The sequence below is a fragment of the Paenibacillus xinjiangensis genome (assembly GCF_059686975.1).
On sequence record NZ_JCAALS010000001.1, the window covers coordinates 289,316 to 311,749 of the forward strand.

The 22,434-nt window shown below is 48.3% G+C and carries 9 protein-coding genes; 5 read left to right on the forward strand and 4 right to left on the reverse strand.

All coding sequences use genetic code 11. The features are described from left to right. The first annotated feature begins 268 nt into the window (after positions 1 to 268). Positions 269 to 8,437 carry an immunoglobulin-like domain-containing protein gene (locus AC6ESP_RS01315; protein WP_497094856.1) on the forward strand — a complete coding sequence of 2,723 codons (8,169 nt, stop codon included), beginning with the start codon at positions 269 to 271 and terminating at the stop codon, positions 8,435 to 8,437. Between the two features lie 129 nt (positions 8,438 to 8,566). Here AC6ESP_RS01315 and katG read toward each other — a convergent pair whose 3' ends face one another. The 3 genes from katG to AC6ESP_RS01330 all read right to left on the reverse strand — a co-directional run bounded on the left by katG (position 8,567) and on the right by AC6ESP_RS01330 (position 14,001). Then, positions 8,567 to 10,750, reverse strand: a complete 2,184-nt coding sequence (gene katG / locus AC6ESP_RS01320) for a catalase/peroxidase HPI (RefSeq protein ID WP_497094857.1) — start codon at positions 10,748 to 10,750, stop codon at positions 8,567 to 8,569. A gap of 231 nt (positions 10,751 to 10,981) precedes the next feature. After that, positions 10,982 to 13,336: an MMPL family transporter gene (locus AC6ESP_RS01325; RefSeq protein WP_497094858.1), complete on the reverse strand. Its 2,355-nt coding sequence runs from the start codon at positions 13,334 to 13,336 to the stop codon at positions 10,982 to 10,984. Between the two features lie 47 nt (positions 13,337 to 13,383). After that, positions 13,384 to 14,001 (reverse strand): TetR/AcrR family transcriptional regulator, encoded by a 618-nt coding sequence (locus AC6ESP_RS01330; RefSeq protein ID WP_497094859.1) that lies wholly within the window; start codon positions 13,999 to 14,001, stop codon positions 13,384 to 13,386. A gap of 330 nt (positions 14,002 to 14,331) precedes the next feature. Between AC6ESP_RS01330 and AC6ESP_RS01335 the strand changes: the two genes are divergently transcribed. After that, positions 14,332 to 14,955 carry a hypothetical protein gene (locus AC6ESP_RS01335; protein WP_497094860.1) on the forward strand — a complete coding sequence of 208 codons (624 nt, stop codon included), beginning with the start codon at positions 14,332 to 14,334 and terminating at the stop codon, positions 14,953 to 14,955. A 665-nt stretch (positions 14,956 to 15,620) separates the two neighbouring features. Here AC6ESP_RS01335 and AC6ESP_RS01340 read toward each other — a convergent pair. After that, entirely contained in the window at positions 15,621 to 16,811 is a 1,191-nt protein-coding gene (locus AC6ESP_RS01340; protein WP_497094861.1) for a helix-turn-helix domain-containing protein, read from the reverse strand. Between the two features lie 202 nt (positions 16,812 to 17,013). Between AC6ESP_RS01340 and AC6ESP_RS01345 the strand changes: the two genes are divergently transcribed. The 3 genes from AC6ESP_RS01345 (at position 17,014) to AC6ESP_RS01355 (ending at position 22,433) form a co-directional block, all read left to right on the forward strand. Continuing rightward, the gene (locus tag AC6ESP_RS01345; protein ID WP_497094862.1) at positions 17,014 to 19,284 is read left to right on the forward strand and encodes a glycoside hydrolase family 3 C-terminal domain-containing protein; all 2,271 of its coding nucleotides are present in this window, start codon (positions 17,014 to 17,016) and stop codon (positions 19,282 to 19,284) included. Positions 19,285 to 19,306: 22 nt separating this feature from the next. After that, positions 19,307 to 20,644: an MFS transporter gene (locus AC6ESP_RS01350; protein WP_497094863.1), complete on the forward strand. Its 1,338-nt coding sequence runs from the start codon at positions 19,307 to 19,309 to the stop codon at positions 20,642 to 20,644. A 97-nt stretch (positions 20,645 to 20,741) separates the two neighbouring features. Then, entirely contained in the window at positions 20,742 to 22,433 is a 1,692-nt protein-coding gene (locus AC6ESP_RS01355) for an alpha-amylase family glycosyl hydrolase (RefSeq protein WP_497094864.1), read from the forward strand. The last annotated feature ends 1 nt before the right edge of the window (position 22,434 follow it).

Here is a 22,434-nt window from a genome sequence, read left to right on the forward strand (position 1 = left end):
TCCATACCGATGCTTTTTTTTGTCGTTCAGCTGATTCTGGAGCATCAGTGAGCGAATTCAGGCTGTTTTTTTTCTAACAAGCAGCTGCTGACTTACAAATACTTAATAAGATTCGAGACCTAAGATAACATTTCTATGAAAAAATGAAGCATGTGTTCTCAGTAGAAAAGGAGAGGAGTCTGCTCATTAGTAAGAAGAAGGTGTGAATCAGTCGGTTGACGTCATTGAAGGAAAAATATCTAATTTCTCAGTCACAGGAGGATCATGCGTGTTTAAAAAAATGATTACTGTTTCATTGTCTTTTGTGCTGCTAACCACAAGTCTCATTCACCCTATGGCGTCTGTACCAATCGCTTATGGGGCAGAGGATACAGAAGGAAGATGGATGACTGGAGATTATCATTTCCATACGATTCAGTCCGATGATGCGCACGGGCCGCTTGAGGAAGTGCTGGATACCGCGCTAGACGAGTATGGATTAGATTGGGTCGCGACGACAGATCATTTGCGGATGTCTAGCCGTGACGATACAGGCACTCGTCTGCCAAGCTCTATTCCTATGTCGCAAGGGATTGCGCGTTACCAAGCTCCGAAGATTCAACAGCTGCAGGCTGCCGGAAAATATGAAGGCAAAACGATATTTAACGGCTTTGAATGGGACATGCCTGGCTATGATCATACCGCAGTAGGTATCGTGACGGATAATCCCGGTTCGGAAGAGGCACTTAAGGCTAATGAACAGTTTGAATATTTATTTTCTAACCGCGATGCTGGCTTGTTCGATGCGGCGGATGTAGCCGTCTGGGACGCGCAAGACAGCAGAGCATATTCGACAAAGGCAGACACATTGACTGCCATTCAATGGCTGTCCGATCATTATCCTGACAGCTATGCGCTGCTTAATCATCCTTCCAGAAAGAACGGAACATCAAGCCAGCTGAATATTGAGGATATTCGTAATATACATAATACTGCTCCGAACGTTGCCTTTGGCTTCGAGGGTATGCCGGGCAACCAGATGGCTCCAGACCGCGGCGAAACAACGGAGATTTACGGCGGGGCGGACATTATGGTTGCTAAGGTTGGAGGAGTGTGGGATGCGCTGCTAGGTGAAGGACGCAGGTTCTGGAACTTTGCCAACTCTGACTTTCATTTCAACATTAGCAGCGACCGCAAATACTCCAGCGGTTATTATCCCGGTCAATATGCTAAAAATTACACATGGGTCAACGGATCAGGCATGAAGGCAATCGTGGACGGCATGCGTTCCGGTCAGTCCTTCTCTGTACATGGGGATCTTATTAACGCTTTGGATTTCCAAATTGCGAATGTAGGCAATGCCGCGACAATGGGCGAGGAGCTGCAAGCAGCCAAAGGTGAAGATCTGCAAATTACGATTCGGTTCAAAAGTCCGGAATTAAATAACAACGGCGATCCGGTACAGGTTGACCACGTCGATCTGATCTCCGGCAATGTAACGGGAATAGCGCAGCCAGGAACGGAAGAATACAGCAAGGCTACGAATGATTCCGCCCAAGTGCTGAAACGGTTCACAAGCGAAGACTGGACGACCGATGGCGAAGGCTATCATACGATTACTTATACCGTAGAATCGGCCAGTAAAAATCAGTATTTCCGTCTAAGAGGCACGAATCTGGGTACTGACGTTCCTGGAGAAACAAGCAATGGCGAGCCGCTTATTGATACGAAGAATACAACGGCGGACAATGAAACGCGTTTTACTGAAATTAACGAGCGCAATTTTTCAGACTTATGGTTTTATTCCAATCCGATTTTTGTCGATGTAGCGTATACCGACATTCAAGCGGTTGAGGATGCTCTTGCCAGCCTTTCGATCCAGACGGAGCCGGTGATATCTAACTTCACTCTGCCGCTGGAGAGCGAGCATGGCGCGACTATCGCGTGGTCCTCTTCGAATCCAAGCGTCGTGGACATAGCAGGCGGCAATGCGACTGTCACCCGTCCTGCTATCGGTGGGCCGGATGCAAAGGCAACGATTACAGCGACAGCTACAAGAGGCGCTGTTAGTGAATCGGCTGAGTTCGAGGTAACGGTTAGTGCGCAAACGACAAGCGATATGATGCTATGGTACAAATTCGACCATAATGCAGCTAATGGCACGACGGTTCCTGACGCTTCGGGGAACGGCCATAACGGCACACTTGGCGGTGGAGCCGCTGTGAGCGATGAGCATGGCGGAGCGGTGAAGCTGGACGGCTCGAACGATTATGTACGGATGCCGGACGGTCTTCTGTCGGGAATAACCGATATGACGATCACCATGAGTGTTAATCTGGATGCAACGTTTGCACGTCCGGCTTGGCTCGTTACATTTGCATCTGATGCCAATGCGGTCAGTGGAACGAACTATATGGGACTGCTTGAGGACTCATCCGGCAGGTTCAGAGCTTCGATTACAGACAACTGGTGGTCCGGTGAACAGACTATATCCAAAGGATCGGCGCTAGGCAAAAATGTCTGGAAAAACATCGCCTTGTCCATATCCGGCACGACGGGTACGTTGTATGAGGATGGCGTCCAGGTCGCGCAAAATACAAGCTTGCGATTATCGCCAGAGGATATGGAAGCTACCGTTGCCAACTACATCGGCAGACCGGCGTATTCGGGAGATAAGTACTTCAAAGGCGCAGTATCCGATTTCCGTATTTACTCCAGAGCGCTAAGCCAAGCAGAAATTACAGCTGCGGCCGTGGAAGAGGCTGATGTTGTGGCTGTGGCTAATGATTCAGCTGAACTAGATCTGGGAGACACGAGTGCGGTAACTGCTGATCTGACGCTTCCGACAGCGGGCAGCAATGGAAGTGTGATCAGCTGGGAATCCAGCAATACAGCTCTGTTAAGCACATCCGGTACGGTGACACGTCAGGCTGAGACAGTGACGGCAACGCTGGCGGCAACCATTACGAAGGGCTCGGAGACGGGTAAGAAGACATTCGTAGTAACCGTTCTAGGAACGGGAGATGCGGAAGCAGCAGCGCTTGACGCCTTGGGCTTAAGTCTTGGAACAGAGATTGTATCGTCCGAGACGCTCAGCTTGCCTGCTGTAGGTGAGAGCGGCTCGGTGATCACCTGGCAGACAAGCAATGCTTCTCTGATTGAAGCGAATGGTACGGTACATCGTCCAGCAGGTGCCGATAATGGAAAGGTAACATTAACGGCGACGGTAACGATGAACGACGCATCGACGACCAGAACGTTCGATCTGGTGGTGCTGTCGCAGAAGCCGGTTATTGCGCACTGGACATTCAGTGAAGATAACGTCATTTCGGGTTCGATGGAGGACGGCGACCTGCGGATTGGTGATCTGTCCGGATTAGGCAACGATCTGACACTTGTAACGACAGGTGACGGACTGAGTGCGGAAGCTTCCGAGATGCTGGAGTGGTCCGAGGACGGCAACAGTCTTGTGTTCCACAATTACCGTGGAGCGCCAGTCGGCAAGTATTTTAAAACCGTCGAAGATGCGCTTATGAACAGCGAAGAGTTTACGGACGGCTATACGATCGAAGTTGTCTTTAAAGTGCCGGACGGCTTTACAGCCGATAAGAATGCATGGTCGGGTATATTGACTAGACAAGGTACAGGAGCCGAAGCTGGGAAAACAGGTGGTGAACGCGAGGTTCTTACTACCCTGTCACTCTCTAATCTGGCAGAGCTGCAGTGGTCGAGCTACCCTGTTAATCTGAATAATAATCCACCGGCATGGTCCTTCTCATTGGACAGCCCCGACAATTGGTATCATACCGCTATTGTGAATGACGGCTCGCATACGAAGCTGTACATTGATGGTGTGACCGATTTCAGAAACCCTTCGGAGGTCATGAACGGTATTGAAGCCGTAGCAGGTAAAGGGTGGAATGTCGGAGCTTCCGAATACGACGGCTCGCTAGATGGATTGTTTGCAGGAACGATTCAAGAAATCAAAATTACGGCAAGTGGTCTGGAGCAAGAGGAGTGGCTGCTTCAGGAATATGATACGGATGGAATCATTGAAGGCAACAATGATGATGCACCTGTTGTCAGTAATGATGAAACGTATACCATTGCGTTCATTCCTGATACGCAGAAAGAAGTCAGATACCAGCCTGAAATCTTCTATGAGCAAATGCAGTGGATTGCCGATCACTATAAGGATTACAACATTAATATGTCGGTATCCTTAGGAGATCTCGTGGATCAGCCATGGGTAGCGCAGGAATGGACAGCTGCCGACAAGGGCTATGATGTGCTGGATGAAGCGGGAGCGCCTTATATTGTTACACGAGGCAACCACGATGTGGGAGGCAGCAATCCTTATACGTATTTGAATCTATTCGGGGCAAGCCGATTTGCCGACAAGGACTATTGGCATGGCGGCTCGCCTAGCGGCTACAGCTCGTATGTCATTTTTGAGAGCGGCAGCTACAAGTATATGGTCTTGTCGATTGATAGAGAGGTTTTCCGTACCGATCTGGAATGGGCCAAAGGGGTATTGGAAGCGAACAGCACGATCCCTACTATTGTTCTGTCACATGAAATCCTGCAAGTAGGGGGCGACGGCTCGCTCGGCTACAGCGGGAACGGTCAATCACTCTTTGACAATCTGGTTAAAGATCAGGATCAGGTATTCATGTCGATAGCTGGACATCATCATGGCACCGACTACCGAATTGTGCAAAATGCGAGTGGGAACGATGTCATCGAAATGCTGGTTGACTATCAATCCTTCTACCATGGAGGCAACGGCTGGCTTCGTTTAATGGAAGTTGATGAGGCGAATGATCAATTGAACTTCAGAACTTATTCGCCTTGGGTGGAAATCCTGCCGGAAGCTGAACGGACGATCTTTGATCTGAAGAATCTGACTGGAAGCACAGAAGAGTTTACGGTAGACATGAACTTTGACGAGCGTTTCAGCTTTTATCAAAAGATCGGAACAGTCACCGGAACCATCACCGACGGTACAAATCCACTGGATGGCGTTGCGGTAAGCCTAACTGCGGATGGAGAGCAGTATGAGGCAACGACGGCTATGGATGGAAGCTATACCATTAGCGATGTACCGGCTGGAACCGGTTATTCGCTAGCCGCATCCAAGCCGGGCTACAACAGCGGCAGCTTAACGGATGTAAGTGTAGCATCGAATAAGACAACGGACGGCTCTCTTGTTCTAAGTCCTTTGTCCTCCACTTATTACACCGTTACTTTCGATAAGAATGGTGGGGATACCGAAGCGAATCCAACCTCGAAGTCGATTGTCGAGGGAGGCATCTTAGGCTCCATTCTTGCAGAGCCGACCAGAGCCGGTTATGTGTTCGCGGGCTGGAATACGGAGCAGGATGGCAGCGGAGCACCAGCTGCAGCAGAGACCGTGATCGATAAGGATCTGGTGCTGTATGCACAGTGGACTGATTTGCTTCTCCGTTACAGCTTTGATACGGACAGCGTGGACGGCACCGCCGTCTCCGACGTAACGGGCAATGGTTATGACGCTACGCTAGGCGGTGGAGCTGTGCTGTCCAATGAGCACGGTGGATCAGTAGAATTTGACGGTACGAATGACTTTGTACAGATGCCTAACGGCATATTGTCCAGGTTGACGGACATTACGATCTCGATGAGCTTGAAAATGGATGAATCGCTAGCCCGTCCAGCATGGCTGTACTCTTTTGCATCTGATGCGGCGGCTGTTAGTGGAACCAACTATTTGGGACTTCTTGAGGATTCATCCGGAAGATTAAGAGCATCCATTACGGAGAACTGGTATCCGAATGAACAGACCGTTACCAAAGGCTCGGCGCTTGACAGGGGCGTGTGGAAGCATATCGCGTATACCATTTCTGGCACGACGGCAACGTTATACGAGGATGGCGTTCAAGTCGGCCAGAACACCGGCTTAACTCTAACGCCGGAAGATATGGAATCGACCATTGCGAACTATATCGGCAGACCGACTTATTCCGGCGATAAGTACTTCAAAGGAAAAGTGTCGGACTTCCGAATCTACTCCAGAGCGCTAAGCCAAGACGAGATCGAGGCTGAAGCTGGGGAGGAGCTTGCAGAGTACGGTTCGATTGCCGGAACGGTAACAGATGGAGAAGCTCCGATTGCGGATGCAGTGGTAAGCCTGACCGTTAACGGGAAAGAGTATTCAGCTAATACTGCCGCTGATGGCAGCTATAAGATAAGCCAAGTGCCTGTAGGGGAAGCATATTCGGTAACGGCTAGCAAAGCCGGATATACGCCCGGTATAGCGGCTGATGTATCGGTAGCAGCTGATGAAGCCACTGTGAATACAGATATAACACTGACGGCCATTATTTGGACGGTTCATTTCGATCAGAATGGCGGGGATACAGCACCAGATCCTGCTGTAATCCTTGTTATGGATGGCGAGAGTGCTGGTGAATTGCCGGCGGCTCCAGCAAGATTAGGCTATGATTTTGTCGGATGGAATACAGCGTCTGACGGAACTGGCGAATGGTTCACAGCAGCTACAGAAGTATTCCAAGATCTTACCGTCTACGCGCAATGGATTCCGGAGCAAGCTGGCGTAACGACCGGCAGTATCGCGGGAACCGTTATGGACGGCACGAATCCGATTGAAGGAGCCGTTGTAAGCGTGACGGTCACGGGATCTGTGTATATGGCCGTAACAGGAGCTGAGGGAACCTATACGATAACCGAAGTTCCAGAAGGAGTCGGTTATACGGTAACGGCGAGCAAAAGCGGCTATGAGAGCGCCAACGTGAACAATGTGACTGTAGCAGCTGATGAAACGACTGCAGGAGTGGATTTTGCTCTGCAAGCCATCCCATCCTCAGGCCAAACCGGCAGCATTACAGGAACGGTTACGGACGGTGTTCATCTCATTGAGGGAGCTATTGTCAGCGTGACAGTAACTGGTTCTGTGTATAGGGCTGTAACAGGAGCTGACGGAACCTACACGATAGCCGGAGTTCCGGAAGGAAACGGCTATACCGTTACAGCTAGCAAAGATGGCTATGAGAGCGACAGTGTAGAAGATATTCACGTTACCGCGAATCAAGCCACAGCAGCTGTTGATCTTGTTCTTAACGCAATGGCTGTTACCTACACCGTCACTTTCAATAGTAATGGCGGAGATACCGGGACTAGTCCGGTATCGATTACGGTGAAAGCTAACGAAATGGTAGGTGAGCTTCCAGCAGCTCCGTCCAGAACGGGGTATACCTTCGAAGGCTGGAACACGGAAGCGAATGGAAGCGGGATGAGCTTTACAGCGGCAACCAATGTCACCTCGGATCTGACCGTCTATGCCCAGTGGAAGAAGAGATCCGGTCAATCAAGCGGTGGGTCAGATGGAGGCAGCTCGAACGATAACGGATATGTTCAGGCTGAAGAGATTACGACAGGAGCAGAATCCGTTCATGTGAAGTTAACCGGAACGAGGTATCAGGTATCCGGAACTCAGATGGCGGAGCTGATCGAGCTGAACAAAGATAAGGATGTTGTCCTGAGCGGGGACAATTATTCCATTACCTTCGCAGCGGGAGCTATGAGTCCTCTTACAGATGAGAAGGACTATGACTTCAGCGTTTCTTTCAATGGCGGGAGCAGCGAGATGAAGGAACAGGCAGGCGAGCATGCCGTTCTTACTGTAAGTTACGGACATAGTGGAGCGCTTCCTGGAGCAGCCGACATTAAACTATTCGTTGGGTTGAACTACAGCGGACAGACTCTGCACTACTATTATTACAATGAGAAAACCAACAAGCTTGAATTTATTCAAAGCACGACTGTCGATGAAGAGGGCTTCGTGGCTGTTGAACAAACCCACTTCTCGGATTATGTGCTGACATCGGAATTACTGTCTGCCGTCCACAGCTTCACGGATATATCCGGTCACTGGGCGGAGGAAGCTATTGCGTTTGTGACTACGAGTGGACTATTCACAGGCACGGACGACAATACATTCAGTCCTGAGCTAGCTATGACCAGGGGAATGGTGATTACCGTTCTTGGAAGATTGTGGGGAGTAGATGGTTCAAGCAACACATCATCAAGCTTTACTGATGTTAATCCCGACAGCTATTACGCTGCTTATGTGGAATGGGCTGCAAGCAACGGCATCGTAAGCGGGATGGGCAATGGACGTTTCGCTCCTGACGAAGCGGTAACTCGTGAGCAGCTGGCCGTCATGATTGATCAATTCCTTACGTATGCGAATTGGCAGATCTCGGATACAAGCACAATCGAGTTTGCCGATGCTGCTCAGATTAGTTCTTGGGCTCAAGACAGTGTAGCCACTATGGCGAATGCGGGAATCATCAACGGAAAAACCAACGGTAATTTTGACCCACAGGGCAAGGCGACCAGAGCAGAAATCGCAGTAATGCTCCAAAGATTAATCGTGAATAATGCCTTCATTCAATAGAGTTGACTCTATGATGTGAGGCAAATGAAAAGGGCCATCCCCAAAGTCATTGCAAATGACTGGGGATGGCCCTTTTTCTATTCAACGAATATAAATGTTCAATATAAGTTCCTTAGATCGGTATCCATTCTATTTAAGATCGAAACGGTCAGCATTCATGACTTTTGCCCAAGCGGCTATAAAGTCACGTACAAACTTCTCTTTGTTATCGTCTTGAGCATATACCTCTGCAATAGAACGTAGAACAGAGTTCGAACCGAATACGAGGTCAACTCTAGTTGCAGTACGTACGACTTCACCTTTCTTACGATCGCGTCCTTCGTATACGCTTCTGTCTACAGGCTTCCATGCGATATTCATATCAAGCAAGTTAACGAAGAAGTCGTTAGTGAGCGTGCCTACACGATCCGTGAATACGCCGTGCTTAGTGCCACCGTAGTTCGTGCCTAGAACCCTCATGCCGCCAACAAGCGCAGTCAATTCCGGTGCTGTTAGGGTTAGCAGTTGTGCCTTGTCTATCAGGAGCTCTTCTGGGCTAACGCTATATTGCTTCTTCTGATAGTTGCGGAAGCCATCTGCAGCAGGCTCCAGTACGGCAAAGCTGTCTACGTCGGTCTGCTCCTCCGTTGCATCGCCGCGTCCAAGAGTATAAGGAACTGTTACATGGAAGCCTGCATCCCGTGCAGCTTTTTCGACCGCAGCATTACCGCCTAGTACAATCAAATCGGCTATGCTGACATTCTTGTCTAGATCGTCCTGAATGCCTTCCAGTATAGACAGTACATTTGCAAGCTGCTCCGGTTGATTCACTTCCCAATCCTTCTGTGGAGCAAGACGAATGCGGGAACCATTAGCGCCGCCGCGCATATCGGAGCCACGGAAGGTGCTGGCTGAGGCCCAGGCGGTTGTTACCAGCTCGCTGACGGTGAGTCCCGAATCTAGAATCTTTCCTTTGAGCTCTTCAACTTCCGCATCTGTTAGAACATAATCCGCAGCTGGTACAGCATCTTGCCAAATAAGAACTTCAGCTGGCACTTCCGGTCCAAGGTATCTTGCGCGAGGCCCCATATCACGATGTGTTAGCTTGAACCATGCACGAGCAAATACATCGGCGAACTCTTCAGGATTCGCATGGAAACGACGAGAAATCTTTTCGTATGCTGGATCCATGCGCAGTGCCATATCCGCGGTGGTCATCATCGTCGGAACACGCTCGGATGCATCCTCTGCATCCGGTGCAAGATGCTCTTCAGCAGGATCTATAGCAGCCCATATATGTGCTCCCGCCGGGCTCTTCGTAAGCTCCCATTCATAGCCGAACAGCATATCGAAGAAGCCATTATCCCATTGTGTCGGATTAGCAGTCCATGCGCCTTCAACACCACTAGTAATGGTGTCACGACCTAAGCCGGAGCCGTGCGTGCTTAGCCAACCCAGGCCTTGTGCCTCCATAGGAGCCGCCTCAGGATCGGGACCTACAAGAGCCGCATCGCCTGCACCGTGTGCCTTGCCGAACGTATGGCCGCCAGCCACTAGCGCAACGGTTTCTTCATCGTTCATTCCCATTCTTGCGAAGGTTTCACGAATGTCACGACCACTACCAAGCGGGTCCGGAGTACCGTTAGGACCTTCTGGGTTGACATAGATAAGACCCATCTGTACGGCAGCAAGCGGATTCTCAAGCTCTCGATCACCTGTGTAACGCGTATCGCCGAGCCATTCTTTTTCACTGCCCCAGTAGATGTCTTCTTCCGGATGCCATACATCGGGACGTCCTCCGCCAAAGCCAAACGTCTTGCCGCCCATTGATTCAATGGCAACATTACCTGTTAGAACAAGCAAGTCTGCCCAAGAGATTTTGTTGCCATACTTTTGTTTGATCGGCCATAGCAGCCGCCGGGCTTTATCAAGGTTACCGTTGTCGGGCCAGCTGTTAAGCGGGGCAAAACGCTGCGTGCCGCTTCCAGCACCGCCACGACCGTCGCCTGTACGATATGTACCTGCGGAGTGCCAAGCCATACGGATAAAGAAGGGACCATAATGTCCATAGTCGGCAGGCCACCATTCTTGACTGTTGGTCATTAGATCGCGAAGGTCCTGCTTAAGAGCATGGTAGTCTAGCTTCTTGAATTGTTCCGCGTAATCAAAGTCTTCTCCCATAGGATTGGACTTTCTGTCATGCTGATGTAGAATATTTAAGTTTAACTGGTTGGGCCACCAATCTTTATTTGAGGTAATATTAGCTTTGTGACTGGTAGCGCTGCCATGCATGACTGGACATTTACCGGTGTTCGCAGAAACTGTACCGTCCATAAGTTCATCTCCCATTCGTTCAAGTGAAGTAGCAAATCATAATTTGCTCTCCTCCTCTTTATAAAACGATTTCGAATTTAAAGCAACGGTAAATGTCAATATTCATGCAATCTTCACCCGGCTCTCATCAGAACTTCATAATGTCCAAGCTCCTTAGTGAAAAGACGGCTAACCAGAGATCTGGTTAGCCGTCTTTGTTATGACTGTTTAAGTATGAGAAGGCAGGAATCACTAAGCGCGGCGACGTATCGCCGTGGCTGCAGCTGCTTCTTCCTGTACCTTCAGCTCAGCAAGCAGCTTATCGCCTTCAACATCCAGATTAGGAAGCATGCGATCAAGCCATTTTGGCAGCCACCAAGCTTTGTCCCCAAAGACCGCCATGACGGCTGGAACGAGTGCCATACGGACGATGAAGGCATCGATAAGGATACCAATTGCTAGAGCAAAACCGATCTGTTTGATCATAATATCATGAGCGAAAATAAAGCCGGCGAAGACGGAAACCATGATCACGGCAGCAGCTACAACAACACGGCTGGCCTGATTGTATCCGTGAACGACGCTCTCCGTTCCATGATGACCATGGACGTAAGATTCGCGCATAGAGCTGACAAGGAAGACCTGATAATCCATCGCCAGCCCGTAGAGAATACCGGTAACCATGATCGGCATAAAGCTGAGCAGCGGTCCGCCAGTGTCGAAGCCGAAGAGGGAGTGCAGCCATCCCCATTGGTATACAGCTGTAGTGATTCCGAACGTGGCGAGCACGCTGAGAAGGAAGCCGACTGTCGCTTTGATCGGCACGATGATCGAGCGGAATACGAGCAGCAGAATAACGATCGACAGAATGACGATAATGCCTACGTAAAGAGGGAACACTTCAGCCAGCTTCGATGACATATCGATGTTGATTGCAGTGAATCCAGTAACACCAATCGTAATATCGTTCGTAAGTGCAAGGCCTGAATCGGAAGCCCGAAGCTCCTGCACTAAATCTTTGGTCTCTGTGTCGGTTGGTCCTGTTGTCGGAATGAGACTAATAATGGCCATATCACCGGTTTTGTTTAGGCCCATCGGTGTGACGAGCGTGACGTTGTCATGTTGCTGGAGCTCCTGCACCAGTTGACCTAGTGTCTCCATCGATATGGTGTCTGAGGCTCCCTTCGGCTCAGCGACAAGAAGCAGCGGGCCATTGAAGCCTTCTCCGAATCCGTCAGAGATAGCGTCGTAGCTCTGTCTTGAAGCAGTGTCAAGGTTCGCTGTGGCACCTGAAGGAATGCCCATCTCCATATTTGCGACCGGAAGCGCCGCTGCGCCTAATATGATAATGACACCTGCGATAACAAGCCAACGGCCCTTTGCTACCATCGTTACCCAGCGCTGCGCAAGTCCATGTGATGTTTTGTTAGCTTGGCTGCTATTCTTCGCACGCGCTTTTGCGGAGCAGATGCGTTCACCTACAAGACCAAGCATTGCTGGCAATAGGGTTAAGGCAACCAGAACATTGACGAAGACGGCCAAGGCGGCAACAAGCGCCATCGCGGACAAGAAGCCAATCCCGATCACGAGCATGCCGCATAGGGCGATAATAACGGTTAAGCCAGCGAAGAAGACCGCACTTCCAGCGGTACCAACCGCTCTGCTCGCTGCTTCCCGGGCGTTAAGTCCCTGATCGAGAATCATACGGCGCTGACGGTTCACGATGAACAGTGAGTAGTCGATCCCGACAGCCAGCCCGACCATAAGTGCCAGAACAGGCGTAAGATCGGTCATATGGAATAACTTCGAGAACGCATAAGCCCCGCCTACGCTTATTCCAACTCCCATTAGAGCGGTCAGAAGCGGCAAGCCGGCAGCAACAACTGAACCGAGTGTCATGAAGAGGACAACGGCAGCGACGACGAGACCGATTGCCTCAGTTGAGCCAATGGAAGGCTTAGTCGATAGGGAATCACTCGGTAATGCGGTAATTCCAGTCTGCTGGGTGGTCATGACAGCATCGATTACGGAATCAGGAACCCATTCAGGCAGTGACATTTGTTGAACAGTGAATTGAAATTGGAATAGGGCAACACTGCCATCAGATGCAAGCATTACGCCAGGGACAGGTGCACCATTCACCATAAGTGGACCGTAGGGAGGCTCTTCTCCTGTGGCTGTTTGTGCCGATGCATTCCCTTGTGCTGCTGCGGCTTCCTGATCTGTTGTATTCCCTTGGGTGCTGCCCGCCATTGAAGCGCCTGCTTGCGCAGCTAATTCGATGGGATTAATGACATATTCAAGGTTGTATACATCATTAACAGCATTACTAATGGAGCTCAGACGCTCCGGCGTATCCAGACGCTCACCCTGCGGTGCCGTAAATACGATGCTGGCCTGTCCGCCAGAAGCCTCGGGCAGCTCTTCGGACAGCTGGTCTAATACCTTCTGCGACTCTGTCCCCTCAATTTTCATATCGGAGCTGACATGTATGCCGTTGACCCCGAGAATAGCGAGCACAATGGCTAAGATCGCAACCCAGCTGACAATGAAATACCATGGTCTGGTGTAAGCTGATTTGCCCAATTTGTACAGGAAAGTTGACATTCGTTAATCCTTCTCCTTTGCATATAGGTATAACGTGAAGCGATGAACTAGAAGCCGTTCCGTAAGTAACCGAACATCGTATCAAAATAGTGATCGAGAGTGATAGCCTCCGGGTTATCGGCGGCTGATTGACCTGGCAGCAGCACATTCAGGCTGCCGTCAAATAAAGGCAGTACAGCACCATACACGGCTCCGACAAGAAGCTGGATGTACCCCTCGGGATAACGGCCATGGGAGAAAGCACTTAAGGTCTCTTGGGCGGTTATTTGCAAACGACGCAGCTCGCTGAGGATGTAGGGCCCAAGTGTTGGGTAATGATTCGAGAGGGTTACAAGCTGTCGCAATTTCGAGAAATGCTCTGCGGTTAGCTGCATCTTCATCAAATGGTATAGGACGTCCAGTGGAGGAATATCTTCACTTAATTCGCCGATCCAATTCACGACTTGATCAGCGCCATTAAAGATGACAGCCGCCGACGCTACGGCTTCCTCCTTGCAGGAGTAGTGGTTCGCGAACGTTCTTCTTGAGTAGCCGGCGCGCTGCACGACATCTTCGACGACGAAGCCGTCCATCCCCTTCTCCAGAGCGAGAGCAAATGCTGCATTAGCAAGGGCGTTCGCGGTTGCTTCCCTTTTGATCTGGCGTAGGCTTTGTTTATTCATCATGTAACGCCTAAGCGCCCACCTCTCTTCAGATAGACTGTGACTTTGTTATAATGAAATCCTTACATATTATATTATTGCCCAATGGGCAATGATGCACAATGAGCAATTTGTTACGGAATTGTGGCGTTGCCGATATTCATGAGGGGGAATCTGTATATTGTAAATTTTGCTAAGTATTAAAATTTCCTGTTTGACGTGTACAAGCTTATAATAGTAGTAACCAGTGCATTCATTTATAATAGATTTGCATGAAGGTTACTTTGCGATATGATCTTATAAGACTTGCTAATCGGGTAGGTATATGAGATTGCAGACAGGGGGAGCAAGAAAATGAACAAGGGTACAACCAATGACCAAGCAAGTGGGAAAGAAGAAGTCCTCTCGGAGGAGCAGATGATGGAGCTGGTAAAGGCTGTTCATCATAACGGCCTACTTGCCCTGAGATCGCACTTTAATCATGTAGAAGCACAAGTGATGAATGTAAAGGCTTATGGACCTGTATTTGTATTTCATGTGAAGGATGATTCGGACAGTGTATACTCCTGCGGTTTCTTCCTGCGCGAGCTGGTTACCAGATTCCAGTCAGGCAATGATCCTGCTATGTGGATGGCTTCTTTCTTCGTAGATCTTATGAGGAACGAGGGCGGGAAGCCTTTGCCTAAACCGGGTTCAAGCGAGGAAGAAGCAAAAGCGGTTATCGACAACATCCTTGTACCGCAATGTATAGCAGCAGTAACGGAAGAGTTTGCTCCTGAGCAAGTGCATGCAGGGTTAGCTTTCAATGAGGAGCACGGCCCGGTCTTTGAAGCTGGATTTCCTGCGATTGTAGATGGCAATAATGTATGTGCTGTTCCCTTGCATCTGTTAGTAACCTACTTGCAATTGAACCGTGATCCTAGCGAACCGCTGATTAATGGGATGTACAATATTCGAACAGAGCATGGCTTAGAATAGTTACGGCCTATGTGAAGCAGAACGCAATCCTATACAGGATTGCGTTAGAGTGCCCGAGAAAGTCCTAGGGATTTTTCGACACTTTTTTTATTTGGTGGTTCAAATACAATGTAGCTCCAGGTCGCACAATTAATAGTCTATCTCGCGTGATGCAGACTGTATTTCATACAAGCTTATGGCGGTATATCGTCAATAGCTTTCTATACACTGCACTCATTACAATTTAGTTTCCTTAAATTTACTTTTATGAGCCAAAACAACGGATTTGGTTGTATGTAATGCAACCTCAGCGGACTTCTAGTACCGTTTTCACTGATTTTATTGCACGAAATACAATGTAGCTTCAGCTCGCACAATGAATAGACTATCTCGCGTGATGCAGACTGTATTTCATACAACCCCAAGGCGGTACATCGTCAATAGCTTTCTATACACTGTACTCACTACCATTCAGTTTCCTGAAATTTTACTTTCATGCACCAAATTTGATGGTTCTCGTCTAATCGAAGAAAAAATGATCTAAAACGATCTGGGAGCTACATTTTAACGGAAAAATTAGGGGAATTTAAGCCCTCATAAAAAACAGGAGGTTTCTCTACAGTCTGACGCAATCCTGTACAGGATTGCGTTTTTTTCGTATGGAAAGCTATGAGATCATGATCGTCTCAAGGCGATTTCGAGCCTATATCGTGCTGTTCTGCACGCTTGCGATCACGATACTGCTTAGGAGTTACACCAGCATATTTCTTGAATGACTTAATGAAGTGAGTCTGATCATAATAGTTCAACCGAGTCGCGATAGTAGAGACCGATTCACTTGAGAAATCCAGCAGCTTCTTCGCTTCATCGACCTTCTCTTGATGGATAAAGCTGCTGATCGTAATTCCTGTCTCCTTCTTGAATAGGGAAGATAAATAGGTGCCGTTAAGGCCAGTCAACTCAGCTAGTGTTGCAATCGGAATTGCCTCATACAAATGGTTGAAAATGTACTCGCGGCACTGCGCAATCGGCTTAGATACCGTACCTTTTCGATTCTCCCTCACACGGTTCGCAATATCGAGGAATGCGTCGATCATTGCGGTTTCCACCGATCGAACATCCATCAGATCCTCAATATGTTGAATATAAGTATCGCTTAATCGATAAGCAAGCTCTGTATAGAGCCCCCCCTCCATACCCGCACGCACGGCTATCGCAATTGCGCATATGGCAATATTTTTGCGGCTTCTCAGATGACTTCTCTTGGAGAGCGTACCAGCTTCGCCAATTGGACCCATCACAAGAAGCTTCTTAAGTGCTGAGGTATCCCCGTTCTTAATATGCCGCAGCATAATTTGTTCCACTTCAGGGCTCGTGTGAAGTACGGACAACTCCTTCATATCCGACATCGTGAGCTCAATGGCCTTCTCTGACAAGTAACGCTGCTCCAATCGGTAATTATGTTCCAGTACATCTGTGAGCTCTAATGCCTCTCGGTTAACAACCCAATGTGTCATGATTCCCATGTGAAACAACCGGTGCTTAGAGATAAGGGGAAGACTGCGCAAATAATCAGCCCAGATCGGATGGAGCTTAACTGGAATCTGGTTGTCATTCATGAGATTGCGTATGGTTTCCTCGGTTGGAACGTTGTCAACGGTTGGGCCTACAATGATGGTTCCTATCCGATTATCCCCTGAAAACACCGGCTGCACAATGAACTGTATTTGAAGCTCTGTGGTCTGAATAATGGGAAAAGCCTTATCCCAGGTGCGTGCAACGAATAGCTGAAAGTACTCGGTAATACGTAATTCAGAGAACGGGATATGAGCATTCGTCTCATAATAGTCCTGTTTGCCACTTCCATCTTTACTCATCCATATGGCAGGAAGCTGCATGCTTTCATGAATTAATTTAGCTAAAAAGGAGGGGGTAAGTTCCATCAGTTATCTCCTATGAAATATACTTTTTTTCTAGATATCGTACCATATTTATATCTTGTCGGTCATCTATAATGAGTGAGCAGCAATAATGAAAACGCTTCATAATCAACTGCATTCACAATAGGAGGGATTCACGATGAATCGCGACATAAAGAATATCGTTACACAAATGACCTTGGAAGAAAAAGCAGGTATGTGCTCTGGCTTGGATGTTTGGCATTTGAAAGGCGTGGACCGGCTAGGCATCCCTTCTATTATGGTTGCCAATGGCTCCAATGGTCTCCACAAGCAAGCGGCTCCATCTGAGAGCGTCAGCATGAATAGCGGTATTCCTTCCACATGCTTCCCAACAGCAGCGGGATTAGCCAGTACATGGAACCGCGAACTGATTCGCGAGGTGGGAGCCGCACTTGGTGAAGTATGCCAAGCTGAGAATGTCGCCGTATTGCTGGGCCCTGGAGCGAATATCAAGCGTTCGCCACTTGGCGGACGCAACTTCGAATATTTTTCCGAGGACCCTTACCTCTCCTCTGAGATTGCGGCAAGCCACATTCAAGGTGTGCAGAGCCAAGGCGTAGGCACCTCACTCAAGCATTTTGCAGCGAACAATCAAGAGCATCACCGTATGACGTATGACGCCATTATCGATGAACGAACGCTCCGCGAGATGTATCTGGCGAGCTTCGAAGGTGCGGTTACAAAAGGCCGGCCTTGGACACTGATGACTGCTTACAACAAAATAAACGGAAGCTATGCCTCGCAAAATGATTATTTATTGAATGATGTGCTGCGCAAGGATTGGGCATTCGAAGGCTTAGTCGTATCTGACTGGGGCGCTGTTGATCAAATTGTAGATTCATTGGCTGCTGGTCTTGATCTTGAAATGCCTGGGAACGGTGTTAGTGAGAAGAAAATCATTCATGCAGTGATGAATGGAAAGCTGTCTGAGGCGATATTGAATAACGCTGTAGAACGGATACTGAAGCTGATCTTCATGCATGTAGACAACAAGAAGGACAACGCAGCATTCGATCAAGACAAGCATCATCGGTTGGCTCGCAAGGTAGCTGGTGAAAGCATCGTGCTGCTGAAAAATGAAAAGGACGTACTTCCCATCGAGAAAAGCAGTACAGTGGCGATCATTGGTGCTCTTGCGCAGAAGCCCAAGTTCCAAGGAGGGGGCAGTGCTTTTGTTGTTCCTACCCGGATTGACATACCTGTTGATGAAATCAAGCAGCTTGTATCAAGTGACGAGTTGATTACTTATGCGCCTGGATATGCCTTGGATACAGAAGACACGGATAACAGCTTAATGGAGGAGGCTGTACGAGCAGCTCAAGCAGCGGACATCGCCGTGATTTTCGCAGGCCTGCCGGACGGCTTCGAATCTGAGCTCGCCGATCGAGCACACTTGAAGCTGCCGGCTAACCAACAACAGCTAATCGAAGCTATTGCAGCTGTACAGAGCAAGGTTGTTGTCGTTCTAATGAACGGAGCCGCTCTGGAAATGCCTTGGGCTGCATCTGTCAGTGGCATTGTCGAGGCATACTTGGGTGGACAAGCAGTAGGCGGTGCGATTGCAGACGTACTGCTTGGTGAAGTGAATCCGAGTGGCAAGCTAGCAGAGACATTCCCGATGAAGCTGGAGCATAACCCATCATTCCTGAACTTCCCTGGCGAAGGCAATCGTGTGGAGTATAAAGAGGGCATATTCGTAGGCTATCGCTATTACGACACGAAGAATATAGAGCCTCTGTTCCCATTCGGACATGGGCTTAGCTATACAATATTCGAGTATTCGAATCTGATACTGAGCCGCTCTGAGCTATTGGATACAGAAACCGTAGATGTGCAAGTGACGATCACGAACACAGGCAGCCGCGCGGGCAAGGAAACCGTTCAGCTCTATGTGAGAGACGTTGAAAGCTCTGTGATGAGACCTGCCAAGGAGCTGAAGGGCTTCGCGAAGGTAGAGCTTCTGCCAGGTGAACACACCACCATTTCCTTCCAACTAGATAAACGTGCATTCGCTTATTACAACGTAGAGTTGAAGGATTGGCATGTGGAGAGCGGAGCTTTTGAGATACTGATTGGCGGTTCCTCTCGTACGATCACTGTGGGAGCTACGATTATCGTGAACTCTACGGTCACTCTTCTCCAATCGTATGATCGCAACTCTCTGCTGGGTGAGCTTATGCAGAATCCCGAGGCGGCGCCTATGCTGCAAGCACTCACACAGAACTTCCAAGCAGCGATGGGGATCGCAGAGGGTGACGAGAAGACCGCGCAAATCATGCAAGCCGCACTGGCTGGCATGCCGCTCCGCAATTTAATTGCGTTCAGCCAAGGCGCTTTTACAGATGAGATGGTTGAGCAGCTGCTCATTCAACTGAACGGACAAAACTAATCATACAAGTGAGGATGCCACTATGGAACAGACTAAAATCAAATTCTCAGAAAAGCTCGGCTATGGCGTTGGTGATATGGCAAGCAATCTGATCTGGACGTCAGCAGCGACGTTCCTGACCTTCTTTTATACCGATATTGTCGGGTTCTCTGCTGCTGCCGTAGGTACATTGCTGTTAATTGCCCGTTTCTTCGATGCTTTCGTGGATATCGGTGTCGGTGTACTGGTGGATAAGACCAGAAGCAAGCACGGCAAGGCTCGTCCGTGGCTGCTATGGCTGGCCATTCCATTCGGGATCTCCGGTGTATTGCTATTCTCAGCTCCTGACCTAGGGGCTACAGGGTCATTGATTTACGCTTATGTGACCTATCTTCTTATAAACATTATTTACTCAGGTGCCAACGTTCCCTATGGTGTGCTGAACTCACTTATTACACAGGATCCTTATGAGCGCTCTTTGCTTAACATTTTCCGTATGCTGATGGCGATCTTCGGGGCCGTTGCGGTGTCTACTGTAACTGTTCCAGTCGTCAATGCATTTGGTGGTGGAGAACGCGGGTGGCAGTTAACCTTCCTCATCTATGGTGTGCTTGCAGCTCTATTGTTCCTCATTACGTTCCGTACGACGAAAGAGAGAGTCAAGCCCTCTGTTGTTCAAAAAACAGTTCCGCTTCGTCGATCCCTGAAGGCTCTCTTCCGCAACAAATATTGGGCTCTGCTCGTGGTATTCATGATGCTCAGCTTCGTTATGACGTCCGTTAACACGGCGGTTAATATTTATTACGCGCAGTATATTCTAGAAGACGTTAATCTAATGTCCGTGCTCAGCATTGTTTCCTTCATCCCGATGTTGATTGGACTGCTGCTCGTTGCTCCGATTATTAAGAAGCTGGGCAAGCGTAACTCTGCTATACTCGGACTATTCCTGTCCATTGCAGGCGCCGCGGTTACGATTATCGATCCAACCGATGTGACCATAGTGATCATTGCAGCTGTTATCAAATCAATTGGCGGCGTGCCATTAGCAGCGACAATGTTCGCTATGCTGGCGGACACCGTTGAATATGGAGAATGGAAGACAGGCATGCGAACAGAAGGTCTCGTGTACAGCGCGGGAAGCTTCGGCTCTAAGGCAGGCAGCGGGCTTGGCGCAGCGATCGTCGGTTGGATGCTCGCCTTCGGAGGTTATGTGGGTGGTCAAGAGCATATCACCGAATCTGCGCGTTCTTCGATCCTCTTCATGTACATTTATTTGCCCATCATCCTTAGTGCGCTCATGGTCGTTATTCTCTACTTCTATAAGCTGGATAAGCAATTCCCGCAAATTGTAAAAGATTTAGAGGAGACGAAAAATATGTAATTTGCTATCCAAGCGGCAGCCACAAAAAAACCTCCAAACGGAGGTTTTTTTGTATGGAAAAGGTGACAGGTTCTGACCCCTTTACATGTTATTTTGAATGTATGAGGTATGGCACTATTATGATGGCCTTCAGAGGGAGAACAATATGAGACATGACTTTCCGACAAAAGGACTGCAAGGGGTAAGATTTCGTTATCGATCAGATGATTCGGTTCAAGTTGTTTCAATAGCAGGAACATTTAATTCTTGGGATCATACGAAACATCAGATGGCACATAAAGAAAGTAATTGGTGGGAGCTTGAACTGAGCTTATCGAAAGGGAGGCATCTGTATAAAATCGTTGTGGATAATAAAGAGTGGGTAGCAGATCCTCTTAACCCGAATATTTCCGAGGATGGACAGTATAATTCAGCCATAACTGTAACAGAAGATGGCGATGTACTAATAAGAACGACCGATATATCCAAAGAAAGCCCCGGATACCTGTATGAAAATTTCCATGCAATTGACAGCCCGGAATGGTTGAAAAAGGCAGTTATTTATGAGCTGCATGTTAGAGCATTTAATGATAATGGCTTTACTGGCCTCGCGAATAAAATGGATTACTTGAAAGAACTTGGGGTGAATACGCTGTGGATTATGCCGTTCCAGGAAGTTGGACAAGAGAAGAGAATCGGGAAGTACGGTGATCCCTATGCGGTAAAGGACTATTATTCCATTGATAGCCGTTACGGTAAGGCTGAAGAGTTAAAGGAACTGATTGCGAAGGCGCATGGCAATGGAATAAGGGTGATCATGGATTGGGTAATGAATCGTGGAAGTGTAGATCACATTCTGACCACAAGCCATCCGGAATATTTTACACGAAACGATAGAAATGAAGTTTATTATGAAGTTCCGAATCGGGACTATTTTGCAGGATTAAACTTTGAGAATAGAAATATGAGAACATACATCATAGAGGCAATGAAGTTTTGGATCGCCCAGTTTGATTTTGATGGATTCCGGTTGGACGATTCTGATATCACTCCTTTTGATTTTTTGTCGGAGATAAGAAATGAACTTAATAAAGTAAAGGATGATATCGTCCTGATCTCACAATCCTACGATGAATATCATCATCTGGAATCATGCAATTTAACCTATGATGGCAGCCTAAGATTTGCGATTAAAGACTTGGCTGACCGAAAGATCACCCGGAGGGAGTTTATCCAGATTTATAACTCCTATACATACAGCTTTCCACAAGGCGCTTTGCGAATGAGGTGGCTGGAAGAGAAGGAATGCTCAAGAATCTGGGCTTATCTTGGGACACAACTGGCGAAGTCCGCAGCGTCTGTGCTCATGACAGTTGAAGGGGTTCCTTGTATCATGATGGGGCAAGAATTTAACGAGCGGTCTCTGGATACTTGGACTTCTTTATTCGAGGAATACCAGTTGAACTGGGTTCATTATGATGAACAGATGTATAACCATTACAGATCTCTTATCCATCTTAGAACGAAGCACACTGCTCTGTGGAATGGAGAGCTGCAATTTATTCATCATTCAGAAGAATTGGTGTTGTCCTATATTAGAAGAAACAAGGAAGAAGAATTGCTGATCGTTGTTAATGTATCAGACCATCCGATAGCTGTAAGCTTTGACGTGGATGCAGCAACTCATTATTGGTGGGAAAATAAAAAAAAAATCTATCAATCTGGTGAAGATGAAGGCAACTCCCAAATGGGGGAACATGATCTCTTGATTAATGCCTTTGAAACTCAAATTTATCAATTGTTTAGATGAA